The organism is Dermacoccus sp. Ellin185 (assembly GCF_000152185.1).
Taxonomy (GTDB): domain Bacteria; phylum Actinomycetota; class Actinomycetes; order Actinomycetales; family Dermatophilaceae; genus Dermacoccus; species Dermacoccus nishinomiyaensis.
Genome location: NZ_AEIQ01000077.1, coordinates 58,509 through 73,527, shown reverse-complemented (window position 1 = coordinate 73,527; position 15,019 = coordinate 58,509). Strand labels below are relative to the sequence as shown.

13 protein-coding genes, 1 pseudogene and 1 riboswitch are annotated in these 15,019 nt (G+C 68.7%); of the genes and pseudogenes, 4 read left to right on the top strand and 10 right to left on the bottom strand.

Annotation, left to right across the window (positions count from 1 at the left end):
• Nucleotides 1-232 precede the first annotated feature (232 nt).
• The 5 genes from HMPREF0321_RS08190 to HMPREF0321_RS16470 all read right to left on the bottom strand — a co-directional run bounded on the left by HMPREF0321_RS08190 (nucleotide 233) and on the right by HMPREF0321_RS16470 (nucleotide 4,824).
• On the bottom strand, nucleotides 233-1,108 hold the full coding sequence (locus tag HMPREF0321_RS08190; RefSeq protein WP_006945667.1) for an SMP-30/gluconolactonase/LRE family protein: 876 nt from the start codon (nucleotides 1,106-1,108) through the stop codon (nucleotides 233-235).
• Between the two features lie 59 nt (nucleotides 1,109-1,167).
• Nucleotides 1,168-1,743 (bottom strand): peptide deformylase, encoded by a 576-nt coding sequence (def, locus tag HMPREF0321_RS08185; RefSeq protein WP_006945693.1) that lies wholly within the window; start codon nucleotides 1,741-1,743, stop codon nucleotides 1,168-1,170.
• A gap of 257 nt (nucleotides 1,744-2,000) precedes the next feature.
• A complete protein-coding gene (locus tag HMPREF0321_RS08180) occupies nucleotides 2,001-3,569 on the bottom strand; it encodes an APC family permease (protein ID WP_006945664.1) in 1,569 nt (522 codons plus the stop codon).
• A 39-nt stretch (nucleotides 3,570-3,608) separates the two neighbouring features.
• On the bottom strand, nucleotides 3,609-4,643 hold the full coding sequence (locus tag HMPREF0321_RS14900) for a PH domain-containing protein (RefSeq protein ID WP_006945688.1): 1,035 nt from the start codon (nucleotides 4,641-4,643) through the stop codon (nucleotides 3,609-3,611).
• A gap of 4 nt (nucleotides 4,644-4,647) precedes the next feature.
• Entirely contained in the window at nucleotides 4,648-4,824 is a 177-nt protein-coding gene (locus tag HMPREF0321_RS16470; RefSeq protein ID WP_006945715.1) for a hypothetical protein, read from the bottom strand.
• Nucleotides 4,825-5,016: 192 nt separating this feature from the next.
• Here HMPREF0321_RS16470 and HMPREF0321_RS08170 point away from each other — a divergent pair, with 192 nt between their 5' ends.
• Nucleotides 5,017-6,108 (top strand): small ribosomal subunit Rsm22 family protein, encoded by a 1,092-nt coding sequence (locus tag HMPREF0321_RS08170; protein WP_062255809.1) that lies wholly within the window; start codon nucleotides 5,017-5,019, stop codon nucleotides 6,106-6,108.
• A gap of 106 nt (nucleotides 6,109-6,214) precedes the next feature.
• Here the strand turns inward: HMPREF0321_RS08170 and upp are convergent, their stop codons facing one another.
• On the bottom strand, nucleotides 6,215-6,865 hold the full coding sequence (upp, locus tag HMPREF0321_RS08165) for a uracil phosphoribosyltransferase (protein ID WP_006945708.1): 651 nt from the start codon (nucleotides 6,863-6,865) through the stop codon (nucleotides 6,215-6,217).
• 64 nt (nucleotides 6,866-6,929) lie between these two features.
• On the opposite strand from upp, the gene HMPREF0321_RS08160 reads away from it, so the two are divergent.
• Nucleotides 6,930-7,361: a nucleoside deaminase gene (locus tag HMPREF0321_RS08160; protein ID WP_040014727.1), complete on the top strand. Its 432-nt coding sequence runs from the start codon at nucleotides 6,930-6,932 to the stop codon at nucleotides 7,359-7,361.
• A gap of 12 nt (nucleotides 7,362-7,373) precedes the next feature.
• Here HMPREF0321_RS08160 and HMPREF0321_RS08155 read toward each other — a convergent pair whose 3' ends face one another.
• The 4 genes and pseudogenes from HMPREF0321_RS08155 to HMPREF0321_RS08140 form a co-directional block, all read right to left on the bottom strand.
• Nucleotides 7,374-8,657, bottom strand: a complete 1,284-nt coding sequence (locus tag HMPREF0321_RS08155) for a DUF4921 family protein (protein ID WP_040014711.1) — start codon at nucleotides 8,655-8,657, stop codon at nucleotides 7,374-7,376.
• Between the two features lie 178 nt (nucleotides 8,658-8,835).
• Entirely contained in the window at nucleotides 8,836-10,365 is a 1,530-nt protein-coding gene (locus HMPREF0321_RS08150; RefSeq protein WP_006945728.1) for a circularly permuted type 2 ATP-grasp protein, read from the bottom strand.
• Between the two features lie 24 nt (nucleotides 10,366-10,389).
• Nucleotides 10,390-11,154 (bottom strand): annotated as a pseudogene (locus tag HMPREF0321_RS08145) (DUF72 domain-containing protein).
• A gap of 288 nt (nucleotides 11,155-11,442) precedes the next feature.
• Nucleotides 11,443-11,778, bottom strand: a complete 336-nt coding sequence (locus HMPREF0321_RS08140; protein ID WP_006945679.1) for a DUF4235 domain-containing protein — start codon at nucleotides 11,776-11,778, stop codon at nucleotides 11,443-11,445.
• A gap of 270 nt (nucleotides 11,779-12,048) precedes the next feature.
• A riboswitch (TPP riboswitch) is annotated at nucleotides 12,049-12,157 on the top strand.
• 55 nt (nucleotides 12,158-12,212) lie between these two features.
• Between HMPREF0321_RS08140 and HMPREF0321_RS08135 the strand changes: the two genes are divergently transcribed.
• On the top strand, nucleotides 12,213-13,307 hold the full coding sequence (locus HMPREF0321_RS08135) for a thiamine ABC transporter substrate binding subunit (RefSeq protein ID WP_006945684.1): 1,095 nt from the start codon (nucleotides 12,213-12,215) through the stop codon (nucleotides 13,305-13,307).
• 10 nt (nucleotides 13,308-13,317) lie between these two features.
• Nucleotides 13,318-14,991, top strand: coding sequence for an iron ABC transporter permease (locus HMPREF0321_RS08130; protein ID WP_006945742.1), 1,674 nt, complete (start codon nucleotides 13,318-13,320; stop codon nucleotides 14,989-14,991).
• Nucleotides 14,992-15,019 lie beyond the last annotated feature (28 nt).

Here is a 15,019-nt window from a genome sequence, read left to right as displayed (position 1 = left end):
ACCTGCGATTTTCATCCACATCGGCGAATCGCGTCCCCATCCGCGATCCACGTTCACACGCGCGAACGGCGTCCACATCTGCGAATCAGCGTCACATTCGCACGCGTCGGCGCGAGTCGTCGTGACACGGGTCGCCCTGGTGGCAACGTCCGTTGAATGGGGACGTAAATCGCCGATGTGGACGCGGTTCGCGGAAGGGTCAAGAATCGTACATGGGGACGGACTGGTGCGGTCAGCCGGTGAAGGGGAGGGTGCGTTGACCGCGGATACCCGGCGTACAGACGAAGAGGGCGCCGGCGTCGGGCTCCGCGTCGTCCGGCAGGTTCTCTCGCGAGGTCGTGATGAACAGCTGGTCGAGGTCGTCGCCGCCGAAGGCCGGGCACGTCACCAGGCTCGGCCCCACCTCGACGATCTCGCTGAGCGAGCCGTCAGCGTCGTAGCGACGCACGGCGGAGCCGCCGAACAGCGCCGTCCACACTCCGCCTTCGGCGTCGACCGTCAGCCCGTCGGGGTGGCCGATGCCGTCCTCGAGCCGGACGAAGGGCCGACGGTTCGTCAGGCCGGTCTCGGCGCTCCAGTCGAACACCCAGATGATGCGGGTCGGCGTGTCGTTGTAGTAGGCGAGCGTGCCGTCGGGCGACCAGCACAGGCCGTTCGAGATGGTGACGTCACCGAAGACATGGCTCGTCGACCGGTCCGGCGCCAGCCGCCACATCGATGCCGCGCCCTCGCTCTGGTCGTAGGCCATCGACCCCATGTAGAACGACCCGTCGGGGGCGCATCCACCGTCGTTGAACCGGGTGCGCGGCTCGTGCGTCGACGGCCACAGATCGGCGGTGTGCTCCAGATCGGCGAAGTCGACCGAACGCGTCAGTGCGAAACCACGCTCCGTCGCGACGATCGCGCCTCCACCTGCGCGCGGACGCAGCGCTGCCGCGACGTCCCCGACGTGGAATCGGGTGACATCACCGCCCGGCTGGAGCTCGAGGACGTCCCCGGCCAGCATGTCGACGTAGCGCAGCGCCGGGTGGCCGCCGCCCCAATCGTCGGCCCAGATGACGCCCTCACCGTGGTAGGCGTGCGGTTTCGCGACAGCTTCAGCCTTCATGACGTCAGGCTATATCGGGCGGCAACGCTCCGCGACGATGCTCGGATGCCGCTGTCGGCTCAGACGTCCTCGGCCTTGAGTTCGGTCGGGTCCCACTTGGTGATGCCGTCGTACTGCCAGCCGCGGTCCTTGACCGCCTCGCGCGACTCGAGGCGCATCGTCGGCGTGAGGCGGTCGAGGTAGAGGTAGCCGTCGAGGTGGTCGGTCTCGTGCTGCAGCATGCGGGCGAAGAAGCCGTGCCCCTCGATGACGATCTCGTTCCCGTCGAGGTCGGTGCCCGTCACCTTCGCCCAGTCGGCCCGCGCCGTCGGGAAGTGCTCGCCGGGCACCGACAGGCAACCCTCGTTGTCGTTCTCCTCGTCGGCCTCGCCGGCAGGCACGCGACCCTTCTCGAGCTTCGGGTTGATGACGACGCCGCGGCGGTTATCGCCGAGTTCGTCGTCGGGACAGTCGAAGACGAAGATGCGCTGCTTGACGCCGACCTGGTTGGCTGCGAGGCCGACGCCGTTCGCCGCCTCCATCGTCTCGAACATGTCCTCGACGAGGGCGCGCGTGTCGTCGGTGATCTCCTTGACCCGCTTCGTGGGTGCGTGCAGGGCCTTGTGGCCGACGATGGTGATGGGGCGAACAGCCATGAGGAACCTCGAAGAACGCGGGTCGGCGGGTGGGCGTCGATCATTCTAGGGCCCTCGGGTGGGGCGACCGGGTGCATGGGTGCTCGCCGACGTGATCGAGCGAAATCGGCGGGATCGAGTGCCCCGACGCTCGATCCCACCGATTCCGCTCGATCGCGGGCGCGGGTGAGCTGCGACAAGAGGCGACGGAGCACGTCGAAGCCCCTCGACCCGACGATGCGGGTGAGGGGCTTCGAGATGAAACGAGGCGAGTGTGCTCAGTAGCGTCGCTCGTTCTTGCGCAGCGCCTCGGCGCCGTCACCGACCGACGTGTCGAGGTCGGTGGCGTAGACGCCGTCACCGACGCCGCCCTGCAGCTGCGGGTTGCGACCGACGCGCGAGTGGCCGCGGCCGTAGAAGAAGTAGATCGCGAAGCCGATGAGGAGCCACACCACGAAACGCAGCCACGTCTCGACGGGCAGGTTGAGCATGAGGTAGAGGCACACAGCGGCGGCGACCCACGGGAGGACGGGGCTGCCCGGCACCTTGAACGGGCGCTCGAGGTCGGGGCGCTTCTTGCGCAGCACGGGCACGGCCAGGCTGACGAGGAAGAACGCCGACAGGGTGCCGATGTTGACCATCTCCTCGAACTCACCGATCGGGATGGTCGCCGCTGCGACCGCGATGATGAAGCCCATGACGAGCGTCATCGGGACCGGCGTGCCCGTCTTGGGGTTCGTGCGTGCCATGCCCATCGGCAGCAGGCCGTCGCGCGACATCGCGTACATGACGCGGGTGGCGCCGATCATCAGCGTCATGACGACCGTGGCGAGACCCGCGACGGCGCCGGCTGCGATGATCTGCGCGTACCCGGGATGTCCGTGATCGCGGAAGGCCGCGGCGAGTGCGCCCTTGGGGTCGATCTTGTCGTAGCTCACCATGCCGGTGATGACGAGGCAGACGGAGACGTAGAGGATCGTGCAGATCGCGAGCGAGCCGATGATGCCGATCGGCAGGTCGCGCTTCGGGTTGCGCGTCTCCTCGGCGGTGGTCGCGACGACGTCGAAGCCGATGTAGGCGAAGAACACGAGGGCTGCGCCGGAGATGACGCCCATGACGCCGAACGCCTGCGGTTCCATGCCCGTCATGAGCTCCCACAGGGGGCGCTTGAGCGTGTCGGACGTGCTCTCGAGGTGCTGAGCCGGCGGCACGAACGGGGTGTAGTTCGACGTGTTGATGTACTGGATGCCCATCACGATGATGAACAGCACGATGAACAGCTTGACGGCGACGAGCGTCAGGTTGACGCGCATCGACTCCTTGATGCCCGTCGCGATGACGCAGGTGAGCACGGCGACGAGGCCGAAGGCGGCGATGTCGAAGTGGGTGAACCAGCCGGTGCCGCCCTGCAGATTGTCGGGCAGCTTCAACCCCCACTCACCGAACAGGATGTTGAAGTACGCGCTCCAACCCTGGGCGACGACGCCCGCGGCGAGGATGAGCTCGAGAAGCAGATCCCAGCCCACGATCCAGGCGATGAGTTCGCCCATCGTCGCGTAGGAGAACGTGTAGGCCGAGCCCGAGACGGGCACCGCCGACGACATCTCGGCGTAGCACAGGGCCGCGAGACCGCAGCAGAAGGCGCCGATGAGGAACGAGATGACGATGGCGGGGCCCGCCATCGTGTGCGCGGCTCGCCCCGTCACCGTGAAGATGCCGGCGCCGATGATGACGCCGATGCCGAAGACCGTCAGGTCGAGCGCTGACAGGTTCTTCTTCAGCTGGAACTCGGAGGCTTCCGAGTCTGCGATCGACGCTTCGATCGACTTGGTGCGCAAAAGGCTCATGTGAGCGCCCTTTCACCGGATGGTTGGAACCGTGTGAGATTACGTTCCGTCTCGCCATGTGGAGCCATCGTCCACATCGTGGTCGCGACCTCGTCGGCGGACGGGTTGAGGTGAGGTCGCGTGTTCACGGCTCACCCACCAGGCCGATTCGTCACCCTGCTCGGGCGACGTCTCGTCCCTGTCATGCCGCTGACGGTACGTGTGATCGGTGTCACTGTGGGGGTTTGGGTGGTCAACCGTGACAAATCCGTGAGGATCGGTGTCGTCCTCGGCGGCTCGACGTTGCCCGCGGCCGTAGCGAGCTCGGGGCTGACGGACCGCGAGGGGGCGGGTGTCGTCGCCGCCTGACGGGCCGTGACGCTGCGACTCATGACGCTGCGATTCGCGGCGCGGCGTCTCGCGGCGTTGTTCGTCGTCGGACCAGCCGACGCCATCCCACGACTCGTCATGCTGCAACTCGTCGCGCCAGTCGTCCTCGACCCACGGGTCACGCCATTCGTCGTCGTAGCCCTCGTCGTCGGCGTGCCGCGCGTCCGCGTGCCCGCTGGGGCGCGGGTCGTCCTCGTCCTCGAAACCGAAGATGAGCCCGCAGATGTCGCGGTATTTCTCGTCGGGGTTGCGCACGTAGTCGATGACGTTGAGCGCCTGCTCCTGACCCGCCGACTCGATCTTGAACGTGCCGTAGCCGAGCAGCCGCGCGGCGGGCGAGCGGTTGTACGACATGTCCGTCACCTTCGACAGCGGCATCATCGCCACCTTCTTGACGAACAACCCGTGCAATAGGATGAGGCGCTTGTTCGTGATGACGAACGTCTGGTCCCACCATTCGACGACGCGCCAGGCGAGGTGCGCGGCGAGGACGAGCCAGATCCACCACGCGGCGTTCGTCAGCGGGCCCATCCAGGCGGGCGCGCAGATGCCCGCGACGATGACGAGGACGAACCCGACGACGCACGAGGTGATGGCGGGCAGCACGCGCGCCCAGTGCTGCTTCATCTCGAGGACGACGTCCTCACCGCGCGCGAGATAACCGGCGACGCGGTCGCTCGCCTGATGTGGGCGCAGTGGGCCCATGGGTTCAGTTCTTGCCGAGCAGCGCGTCGAAGAATTCGCGCAGGTTGGTGACGGCGTTGCGCAGCACGTCGCCGACGGCGCGCACGACGTCGGCCGACTTCGCGGGGCTCGAGAAGACGGCGTAGATGATGAACGCGAACAACAAGAACTTCAGGATCGACTTGAAGTTGATCTTGTCCATGGCGTCGTCTCTTTCTGGTGGGTGGAGCGCGCGGGGGAAGGCACGGGCAACTCTCGCATCCTTGCAGGGTTCACCCATGCTGCGGCGCAGGCGCGCCGAACCGTTTTCGCGGCGCTCGCCGGCGGGTGCGCGCCGTCGGGCCCGCCGTGGAACGCGCGCGCCGCTGTCGCTGGTGGTGCGTACGCTGACGGCGTGGATCTGGCGATGAGTCTGCGCGATGCGCTCGAACGAGAAGCCTCCGGTACGGCGATCAAGCAGTTGAGTGACGCTGTCACGCGCCTGTCGACCCGGTATCGGGCCGTCGCGGCGGCTGACGAGCCCATTCTCGCGCGCCCCGTCGACGTGCTCGCGTACGCCCACTACCGCATGCCCGCGACGTTCGGTGCGGTGCGTTCGGCGCTGCGCGCCCTCGCCGATTCCGGTGTGTTCGACGCTGATTCGGTGACGTCGATGGTCGACCTCGGCGGCGGCACCGGCGCCGCGGCCTGGGCGGCGGCGGACGTCTTCGAGACGCTGCGCGACATCAGCGTCCTCGACCAGGTGCCGGCCGCGCTCGACCTGGGGCAGCGGCTCGCGCGCGCCAGTGGGGTGCCCGCCCTCGAGCGCACCGTGTGGCAGGAGGGCCGCGTCGGGTCGTGGAACGTGACGGTCGGTGCGCCATCCGGTGGCGGCGCCGATCTCGCGACGGTCTCCTATGTGTTGAGCGAGTTGTCGCCGCAGCAGGCCGATCGCATCGTCGCCGAGGCGACGTCAGCGGCGACGCGCGCCGTCGTCATCGTCGAACCCGGCACGCCGGACGGCTACGCGCGCATCCTGCGAGCCCGCGATCAACTGCTCGAGCAGTCGTGGTCGGTCGCGGCGCCATGTCCGCATCAGGGGGCGTGCCCGTTGCTCGCCAAGACGGAACCGGATTGGTGCCACTTCGCGGCGCGCGTCAACCGTTCGTCGGTGCACCGGCAGATCAAGGGTGGCGAGCTGTCGCACGAGGACGAGAAGTTCTCGTACGTCGCGATGGTGCGTGAGCCCGCGCACGTGGCGCAGGGTGTGCCGTTGCGCGACGGCGTCGATCTGACGCAGCGCCCCAGCGAGCGCGACGCCCGCATCATCCGGCATCCGAAGAAGAACAAGGGGTTCGTCGAGCTGCAGGTGTGCGAGGCGCTCGACGCCTCAGGCCTCGCCGGCCAGGTGCGACGCGCCGTCGTGACGAAGAAGGCCGGCCCGGCCTACAAGCAGGCTCGTGACGCTGGCTGGGGCGACGCCATCGACCTGGGTGCTCGGGGCTGAGGGCTGAAACGTTGCCATGCAGTGTTTCAGCCCCGAATGAGCGTGATGGGGGCCGAAACCCTGCACTGCAGGATTTCGGCCCCCATCGAGAATGCGGCTCAGGCGCTCACGCGTCGTGCGTCGCGATGCCGTAGAGACGGTCGCCGGCGTCGCCGAGGCCGGGCACGATGTAGCCGTTCTCGTTGAGCTTCTCGTCCATCGCACCGGTGACGAGGGTGATGGGCACCTCGATGTGCGACGTCAACTCCTCGAGCTTCGCCAGGCCTTCCGGCGCGGCGATGAGCACGACGGCCGTGATGTCGTCGGCGCCGCGCTCGACGAGGTAGTCGATCGTCGCGGCGAGGGTGCCGCCCGTCGCGAGCATCGGGTCGACGACGTAGACCTGACGGCCCGACAGGTCGTCGGGCAGACGGTTCGCGTACGTCGTCGCCTCGAGCGTCTCCTCGTTGCGCACGAGACCGAGGAAGCCGACCTCGGCCGTCGGCAGGAGCCGCATCATGCCGTCGAGCATGCCCAGGCCGGCGCGCAGGATCGGCACGAGCAGCGGACGCGGCGTCGCGAGCTTGATGCCGCGCGCCGTCGTCACCGGCGTCTCGACGTCGACCTCCTCGACGCGGACGTCACGCGTCGCCTCGTACGCGAGGAGCGTGACGAGTTCGTCGACGAGGCGACGGAACGTCGGGGAGTCGGTTCGCTTGTCACGCAGCGTCGTGAGCTTGTGCGAGATGAGCGGGTGGTCGGCAACGATGACGCGCATGGGACAAACTTAACCCGTGGATCTTCCCGTGGCACCAGCGATCGAGCTCACGTACGACGCGTGGATGGGGCGCGCGCTCGAACTGGCGCGTGAGGTGGGCGCGGCGGGAGACGTGCCGGTCGGAGCGCTCGTCGTCGATCCTGACGGCGAGGTGATCGGCGTCGGCGCGAACCTTCGTGAGGTCGACGGCGACCCGACGGGTCATGCGGAGATCGTCGCGATGCGGCGCGCTGCAGCGTCGCGAGGGGGCTGGCGCCTCGACGGCTGCACCCTCGTCGTCACGCTCGAACCGTGCCTCATGTGCGCGGGGGCAGCCGTTCAGGCGCGGCTGCCGCGCATCGTCCTCGGGGCGTGGGATCGCAAGGCCGGCGCCTGCGGCGGGCTGTGGGACGTCGTGCGCGACTCACGCTCGACCCACCGCATCGAGGTGGTCGGCGGCATCCGTGAGGACGAGTGTTCGGCGGTCCTCAAGGAATTCTTCGCGACCCGACGGTGACGCGCGCAGCGATCAGAGGCGGATGCCGGGGGCGAGGCGGCCCTCGTCCTGCAACCGGCGGAGCGCGGGAACGACGCGGTCGCGGACGCCCGCGGGGCTGATGGTGTTGAGGTAGATCTTCGTGCTGCCCTCGAACCCGGCGAGGTTGGCGATGCGCCACTTGAGCACGACGTGCCAGGGGATCTCGACCTCGCTCATGGACGGCGGACGGTGGTGCCACTCCTCGTTGCACGGCACGTCGGCTCCGGTCGCGGCATGCGCGGCGTGGACGAGGTCGGCCATTGCGTGACGTTCGTCGTCGGTCATGAGCCATGGCTCGCACGTGCCGGACGTCGACCAGATCTCGATGCTCGGGTAGCGGTGGCCGAACCCGGCGAAGGCGATCGCGTGAGCGTTCTCCGCGACGACGAGATCGTGGCTGCGCGCGTAGGCGATGAGTTCCTCGAACACGCGCGGATCGCGACGCGCCGCATCGATGTCGAGGTCGGTCGAGGTGCCGAACTCGTCGATGCCGACGATCTGCTTGTGCAGGTGGTCGAACGACGCGCCCGCCGGCTTGAGCCAGTTCTGGAAGGCCGCGACGTAGCGCACGTGCGGGTTCGTCGCGTACAGCTCGGCCATCGCGTCGATCGTCAGGTCGAGGTATTCGCGGTGCTCGGTCGGCGTCAGGGCGCCTGACGAGGCGAGCTGGTCGCTGCGCGTCGCGCCGTCGACGTAGTGGCGGCGGCCGACGATGACGTCATGGGTGCTCGCGAAGAAATCGCCTGCAGCGTCGAGGAGTTCGGCGTCCGTGGCGGCCTCGGCGCGCTCGCCGAGACGCACCCGCGCGAGGCGCAGCAGGTGTTCGCGCCCTCCGTCAGCAGCCTCGTAGGCGCGGCGGCGGGCCTCGATCGCGTCGTCGAACGTGTAGCCGTGGTTGGCCTGCCAGTAGTCGACCGACATGATCTCGAACAGGTTCGGGATGCGGCGGAACTCGGCGACCTGCGACGTCACCTCGGCCGGCGTCAGACCACGCAGTCGGACGAAGCGCGACCCCTCGGCGGAACCTGCGGCGAGGACCGAGCGCACCTTCTCCGGTGGCGTCTCGAGGTAGCGGTCGGAGCAGAACGCGCAGGACGACGTGAAGTCCTGCGCCACGAGGTCTTTGACATCAGGCGGGACGAGCCCGAGGGGACGGTCGCCGCGGCCGGGCACCGTCCACACCTTCGTACCGCTCAGCGGGTTGACCTGCTTCGTCGTGCCGTCCGCCATCGTGCGGATGAACTCGGTCGGCTGCTGGCTGGCGTCGCGCGTCATGTCTTCAGTCTCACCCACGGCGCCGCGCCCCGTCTCCTCTGCGTGCAAGTGCACCTGGGTGCACTTGCACGCAGAGGCGTGGGGCTGCGCGACCGGGCGTAACTCTGCGCACGGTGGCGCGGCCGTCGACGATCGCGTCAGGGCGCTTCGAGCGTCGCACCGGGCCGCGATGCGGGCGTCAGCGTTGGATCCAGGTGTCCTTCGCGCCGCCGCCGGCCGAGACGTTGACGATCATCGTGCCCGCTGGGGCGACGCGCGTCATCGCTCCCGGTGTCGTGACGGCGACGGTGCGCGAGGCGTCCTGCCCGTCCGGGCGCTGCAGCACGAACGCGCGCAGGTCGACGTGGCTCGGCACGAACGAGCCGTCGACGAGCGTCGGCAGGGTCGACAACGGCACGATGTCCTGCGCGACGAAGCGCTCCGGCGTCTCACGGATCTCCCGACGGCGCGTCTCCAGCTCGTCGGCCGAGCACTCCGGGCCGACAGTGATGCCGCTGCCGCCGTAGCCGTCGATCGGCTTGACGACGAGTTCGTCGAGGCGATCGAGCACCTCCTCGCGGTGGTCCTCGCGGGCACACAGCAGCGTCGGCACCTGCGCGAGCAGCGGCTTCTCGCCGAGGTAGAAATCGATGATGTCGGGCACGAGCGCGTACGTCGCCTTGTCGTCGGCGAGGCCGTTGCCGGGCGCATTGACGATGGCGACCGCGCCCGCCGCGAGCACGTCACGCAGCGCGTCGCCGAGCGGACGACCGTCCGCGCCCTTCGCTTCGAACAGCTCGGTCTCACCCATGCGCGGGTTGAGCAGGTGCACGCGGTGACGTTCGCCGCCGTCGAGGCGCCACAGCTTGCCGTCGTCGACGACGAGGGCGTCTGCCGTCACGATGGCGGCGCCGACCTGGCCGCTCACGAGGTTCTGCTCGTACCAGGTCGTGTCCGTCGGGCCGGGGGAGACCATGCACAGGCCGATCTCGGCCTCGGCAACGCCACCGTCGACGAGTCTTGCGCTCGCGATGAGCGACTCGTGCAGCAGCCCGTACGTCCGGGTCGGGTGCTCGAGCGTCTCCGCGGGCGGCAGGATCTCGGCGAAGTGGTTCTCGAGCACCTCACGGTTGATGTGCGTCATGCCGAGCCCGCCGGGCATGCGCAGGTTGTCCTCGAGCACCATCCACTCGCCGGACGCGGGCGAGACGAGGTCGAGGCCGCAGATGCCGGCGCGGACGAAGTCAGCGGGCACCCGCTGGCCGTCCTCGGACCAGCCGGGCGAGCGACGCAGCATGTCGGCGTCGACGCGGCCCGCCTTGATGATCTCGCCGGGGCCGTAGACGTCGCGCAGGAAGAGTTCGAGCGCACGGACGCGCTGCTCGGCGCCGGCGCTGAGCTCGGCCCAGCGCTCGGCCGAGATGATGCGCGGCACGATGTCGATCGGGTACGGGCGGTTGCCGTCCTCGGAGTTGATCGTCACGCCGAGCTCGGTCAGGCCCTTGCCGGCCGCTTCGAGGCGGCGCGACACCTCGTCGGGCCCGAGCGTCTCGATGCGCTCGATGACGGCCGCGTAGTCGGGGCGCAGCTCCGCATCGTCGGTGACGGATTCGTCGTGCACGCCCGGGGTCTCGGGTTCGTGCTCGCGGTATTCGCTGAACGCCACGGGGACGATCTCGCCCTCGGCGCCCTCGTCGTTCGTCGGGTTCGTGCCCTGTGCCGTGGTCATGGGGACGACGTTACGGCAGACGGCTCACGTGCGCTCGCGGACGAGGCGGCCCAGGGTCTGCGCGTTGGCGACGGCGGCGCCGTCGATGTCGTTGTTGAAGTACGCCCAGACGGTGCGTCTCTCGGTGAGCCGGCCGTCGATGCCGATTGCCCATGCAAGAAGGGCGTCGTCCGAGTAGCTGCCGCCATAGAGCTTGGCGCCCTTCGGGCCGTGGAAGCGGATGCAGACGTTCGAGGAGGTGACGCGGACGTCGGCGGTGTGCGTCTTCGGGGTGGGCCCGTCCATGACGACGTAGGCCGCGTCGTGGAGTTTGAGCAGCGCGAAGACCTCGTCGTCGAGCCAACTGTCGTGGCGGAATCAGACGGCGATGTCGAAGCGGCTCGGCATCGCAGTGAGGAAGGCGTCGAGCAGCGCATCGTCGCGTTGCAGAGCCGGGGGGAGTTGGACGAGGAACAGCCCGAGGCGGTCGCCGAGCGCGTCGAGGGCGGGGGTGATGTGCGGTAGCCATTCGTCGAGGGCGGTGAGGTGGCCGACGTGGGTGAGGCCCTTGGGGGCCTTGACGGTCATGCGGAAGCCGTCGGGCAGGCGGCGGTGCCAGCTCTCGAAGCTCGTGAGTGCCGGCCAGCGGTAGTAGCCGGCGTTGAGTTCGACGGTGTCGAAGAGGTTCGCCGCGTAGTACTCGAGGCGCACGCGGTCGGCGACGCCTGCGGGGTAGACGGTGCCTTTCCAGGAGGCGTACGTCCACCCTGACGTGCCGAGGCGCAGTTGCGCTCGGGTGGCCGTGCTCATGGCGTCAGCATGCCACCGGAGCGCGGCGTGATGTTCGGCCGGGACGTGAATGTGGACGAGATCCGCCGAGGTGGACGTGAATCGCGAATGTGGGCGAAATTCGCCGGTGTGGACGAAATTCGCGACGCTCAGTGATGCGTCGGCCAGAGACACGCGAGGAGGGCCAGGCAGAACCTGACCCTCCAAGCGAACAGCTCCATGCGCAACATGGACGCCCCCGAGTCTGCTGCACCGAGCGTGGGAGCCGAGCCCGCGAGGCTCCCACGCCGGAAAGCGGACGAAGGGGAATTACTTCATGACGACGACGGGCGCCTGGCTCTTGCCCTTCTGGGCTTCCTTGGCCTCTTCTTCGGCGCGCTTGACGAGGGCCTGCGGCGGGTGGCCGGCGGACTTGGTGAAGTAGTCGGCGGCGCGGCGTTCGGCGTACATCTTGGCGGCGGCGAGTGCGCCGGTGGAGATGGCGGCGTAGATCGCGGCTTCGATGATGCTGGCGTTCGGGTCCTTCGCGCTGCGCGGGCTCTTGCCGGTCGTCATCTTCCACGTCTTGGTTGCGGTGGTCGTCGCGATCTTGCTCGCGACGATGCCGGCGCCCATGCTCAGCACCTTCCACACGAGGTTGCCCATGGTGTTTCCCCTTACGTGTCGTCGGCCGTCGTGAGGCGTCGTCGAGCCTCGGGCCGTTGATGTCTTGGGTCCATCCTCGCGCGTGCATGTGTCGCTGCGCCAGTCGGCATGCTCATCAGCCCGGTCTGACGGGGGTGGGCGTCGTGGCGGCCGGCTCGTGCACGAGGGATCCGGCGTCGGCGTGAGGTGCGCACGAGCCGTCAGCGGGGATGCCGGAGTGCGAAGCGGGCCGAAGCGTGTCGTCCGTCGGTGGTCGGTGCTAATCTCACGCTCGAACGACAGGGGAGCGCAGTGTGCGCTGAGATCGTGCCGCATCCGGCACCAAACCCTCGAACCTGACCCGGTTAGCACCGGCGGAGGAAGTCGAGTTCTCACTCGTCGCGCGTACGTGCGGGCGACGACGTCCCTCACTGGCCGTGAGGAGGAACGTTCACATGATGTCTCGTGGTGGCCGCGCCGTGCTGGCGCTCGCGTGCGTGGGTGCGCTGGCGGCGTGCAGCGTCGACAACAACTCGTCGGGCTCGAAGTCGAGTTCAGCGGGCGGCTCGGGTGCGTCGGGTTCGGGCGCGTCGAAGACGGTCACGTTGGTGACGCACGAGTCGTGGGCGCCCGACAAGAACGTCATGGCCGAGTTCACGAAGCAGACGGGCTACACCGTCAAGGTCGTGAAGTCCGGTGACGCCGGTGAGCTCGCGAACAAGCTCGTGCTGAGCAAGAACAACCCGCTCGGTGACGTCGTGTTCGGCATCGACAACACGTTCGCCTCGCGTGTCACGACGAACGACGTCCTCGAGCCGTACAGCCCGAAGGGCGCGCCTGCGTCGGCGTCGAAGTACGAGCTGCCGGACGGCCAGGGCAAGGGGCAGCTGTCGCCGATCGACACCGCGTCGGTGTGCGTCAACGTCGACGACGCGTGGTTCACGAAGAACCACAAGACGAAGCCCGCGTCGTTCGACGACCTTGTCAAGCCCGAGTACAAGAACCTCATGGTCGCGCCGGGCGCGTCGTCGAGCTCGCCGGGCATGGCGTTCTTCCTCGCGACCGTCGGCCACTACGGCCAGGACGGCTGGGAGGCGTACTGGAAGAAGCTCATGGCGAACGGGCTCAAGCTGACGTCGGGCTGGAGCGACGCGTACGAGGTCGACTTCACCGGCAGCGGCAAGGGCAAGCGTCCGATCGTCGTCAGCTACGACAGCTCGCCGGCGTTCACCGTCGACAAGGCGGGCACGTCGACGACGTCGGCGCTGCTCGACACGTGCTTCCGATCGACCGAGTACGCCGGTGTGCTCAAGGGGGCGAAGAACCCCGACGGCGCGAAGGCGCTCATCGACTTCATGAACGGTGCGAGCTTCCAGAAGTCGCTGCCCGACTCGATGTACGTCTTCCCCGTCGACTCGAACGTCGAACTGCCCAAGGCGTGGGCGGCGAACGCGAAGCAGCCGACGAAGCCGATCGAGGTGTCGCCCGCCGACATCGACAAGAACCGTTCCGAATGGCTGACGAAGTGGAAGGACGTCACGTCCAAGTGACGCCCGAGCGATGAACGGCACCCGTGATGGTCTGCGTCGCGGCGCACGAGCCCGGGGCGCTCGCGCGCCGTTCGTCATGGCCGCGCTTGCCGTCGTCCCGCTCGTGTTCCTCGCGATCTTCTTCGCGTGGCCCGTCGCAGCGATGGCGGTGCGTGGGCTCGCGCCGGGTCGGCACGTCGATCTGGGCGGATTCACGGACGTCCTGACGCGCCCGCGCATCCTGCGCGTGCTGTGGTTCACCGTGTGGATGGCGGCGCTCGCGACGGCGTGCTCGGTGCTGCTCGGTGTGCCCGTCGCGCACGCCCTGTACCGGCTGCGCGTGCCGGGGGCGGGGGTGTGGCGCGCGCTCGTCGTCCTGCCGTTCGTCATGCCGACGGTCGTCGTCGGCGTCGCGTTCCGGTCGCTGTTCGCCGACGGCGGCCCGCTTGCCTGGTTGGGCTGGGACGGCTCGTGGCAGCCGGTGCTGCTCGCGATGGTGTTCTTCAACGTGTCCGTCGTCGTGCGCACCGTCGGGCCGATGTGGGCGTCGCTCGACCCGCGCACGGCGGAGTCGGCGGCGGCACTCGGGGCATCACCGCGGCAGGTCTTCCGGACGGTGACGTGGCCGCAGCTGCGCCCCGCCGTCGTCAGCGCCGCGAGCGTCGTGTTTCTGTTCTGCTCGACGGCGTTCGGCATCGTCCTCATGCTCGGTGGCCTGCGCTACTCGACACTCGAGACGGAGATCTACTCCCTCACCGTCGAATTCCTCGACCTGCGAGCCGCGGCGGTGCTGTCGGTGACGCAGTTCGTCCTCGTCGCGGCGCTGCTCGTCGTCAGCGAACGCTCGCGCATCGGGCGTCATGACGAGCGGGTGCGGCGTGGCGTGACGCAGCAGACGGCGCTGCGACGTCCTGGTCGCGGTGACGTGGCTGCCCTGACGCTCACCGCCGCTGTCGGGGCGCTCATCCTGGCGCCGCTGGTGACGCTGCTCGTGCGCTCGCTGCGTTCCGATGGCGGCTGGACGGTGCAGCACTATCGCGGATTGGGTGACCTCGGGGTCGTCGGTGCGCTCTCGCAGAGCTGGCGCATCGCGATCGACGCTGCGTTGCTCGCGCTCGTGCTGGGGGTGTGCGTCTGCGTCGTCGTGTCGTGGCGCGCGGCGAGCCCGAAGGGGCGGAGTGTCGTCCGGCTGCTCGACGCGGCGTTCATGCTGCCGCTCGGCGTCTCGGCCGTGACCGTCGGTTTCGGTTTCCTCATCACGCTCGACCGGCCGCCTCTCGACCTGCGTTCGTCGTCAGCGCTCATTCCGATCGCGCAGGCAATGGTCGCGCTGCCGCTCGTCGTGCGCACGCTGACGCCCGTGCTGCGCTCGCTGGACCCCCGTCCGCGCGAGGCGGCCGCCGCGCTCGGGGCCTCGCCGGTCCGGGCATGGATGACGGCGGATCTGCCGGTGCTGTGGCGACCCTTCGTCGCGGCAGCCGGGTTCGCGCTCGCGGTTTCGCTCGGCGAGTTCGGCGCGACGGCCTTTCTCGCGCAACCTGATTCGCCGACGTTGCCCGTCGTCATCTACCAGCTGATCGGGCGCCCCGGTGACGCCAACTTCGGTGGCGCGATGGCAGCGTCCGTCGTGCTCGCAGCCGTGACTGGTCTCGTCATGGTGGCCGTCGACAAGATCGGCGGCGTCGCCGCAGGGAGGATGGGCTGATGGTGGGACGACCCAGGCGAGGCGACGC

Bases quoted from the DNA above. Each gene is read 5' to 3' on its own strand.
- def (WP_006945693.1), bottom strand. From the start codon at position 1,743: ATGGCTGTTCGCCCCATCACCATCGTCGGCCACAAGGCCCTGCACGCA.
- HMPREF0321_RS08140 (WP_006945679.1), bottom strand. From the start codon at position 11,778: ATGGGCAACCTCGTGTGGAAGGTGCTGAGCATGGGCGCCGGCATCGTC.
- HMPREF0321_RS08155 (WP_040014711.1), bottom strand. From the start codon at position 8,657: ATGACGCGCGACGCCAGCCAGCAGCCGACCGAGTTCATCCGCACGATG.
- HMPREF0321_RS08150 (WP_006945728.1), bottom strand. From the start codon at position 10,365: ATGACCACGGCACAGGGCACGAACCCGACGAACGACGAGGGCGCCGAG.
- HMPREF0321_RS08180 (WP_006945664.1), bottom strand. From the start codon at position 3,569: ATGAGCCTTTTGCGCACCAAGTCGATCGAAGCGTCGATCGCAGACTCG.
- upp (WP_006945708.1), bottom strand. From the start codon at position 6,865: ATGCGCGTCATCGTTGCCGACCACCCGCTCATCTCGCACAAGCTCACG.
- HMPREF0321_RS16470 (WP_006945715.1), bottom strand. From the start codon at position 4,824: ATGGACAAGATCAACTTCAAGTCGATCCTGAAGTTCTTGTTGTTCGCG.
- HMPREF0321_RS08130 (WP_006945742.1), top strand. From the start codon at position 13,318: ATGAACGGCACCCGTGATGGTCTGCGTCGCGGCGCACGAGCCCGGGGC.
- HMPREF0321_RS08135 (WP_006945684.1), top strand. From the start codon at position 12,213: ATGATGTCTCGTGGTGGCCGCGCCGTGCTGGCGCTCGCGTGCGTGGGT.
- HMPREF0321_RS08160 (WP_040014727.1), top strand. From the start codon at position 6,930: ATGGGGCGCGCGCTCGAACTGGCGCGTGAGGTGGGCGCGGCGGGAGAC.
- HMPREF0321_RS14900 (WP_006945688.1), bottom strand. From the start codon at position 4,643: ATGGGCCCACTGCGCCCACATCAGGCGAGCGACCGCGTCGCCGGTTAT.
- HMPREF0321_RS08190 (WP_006945667.1), bottom strand. From the start codon at position 1,108: ATGAAGGCTGAAGCTGTCGCGAAACCGCACGCCTACCACGGTGAGGGC.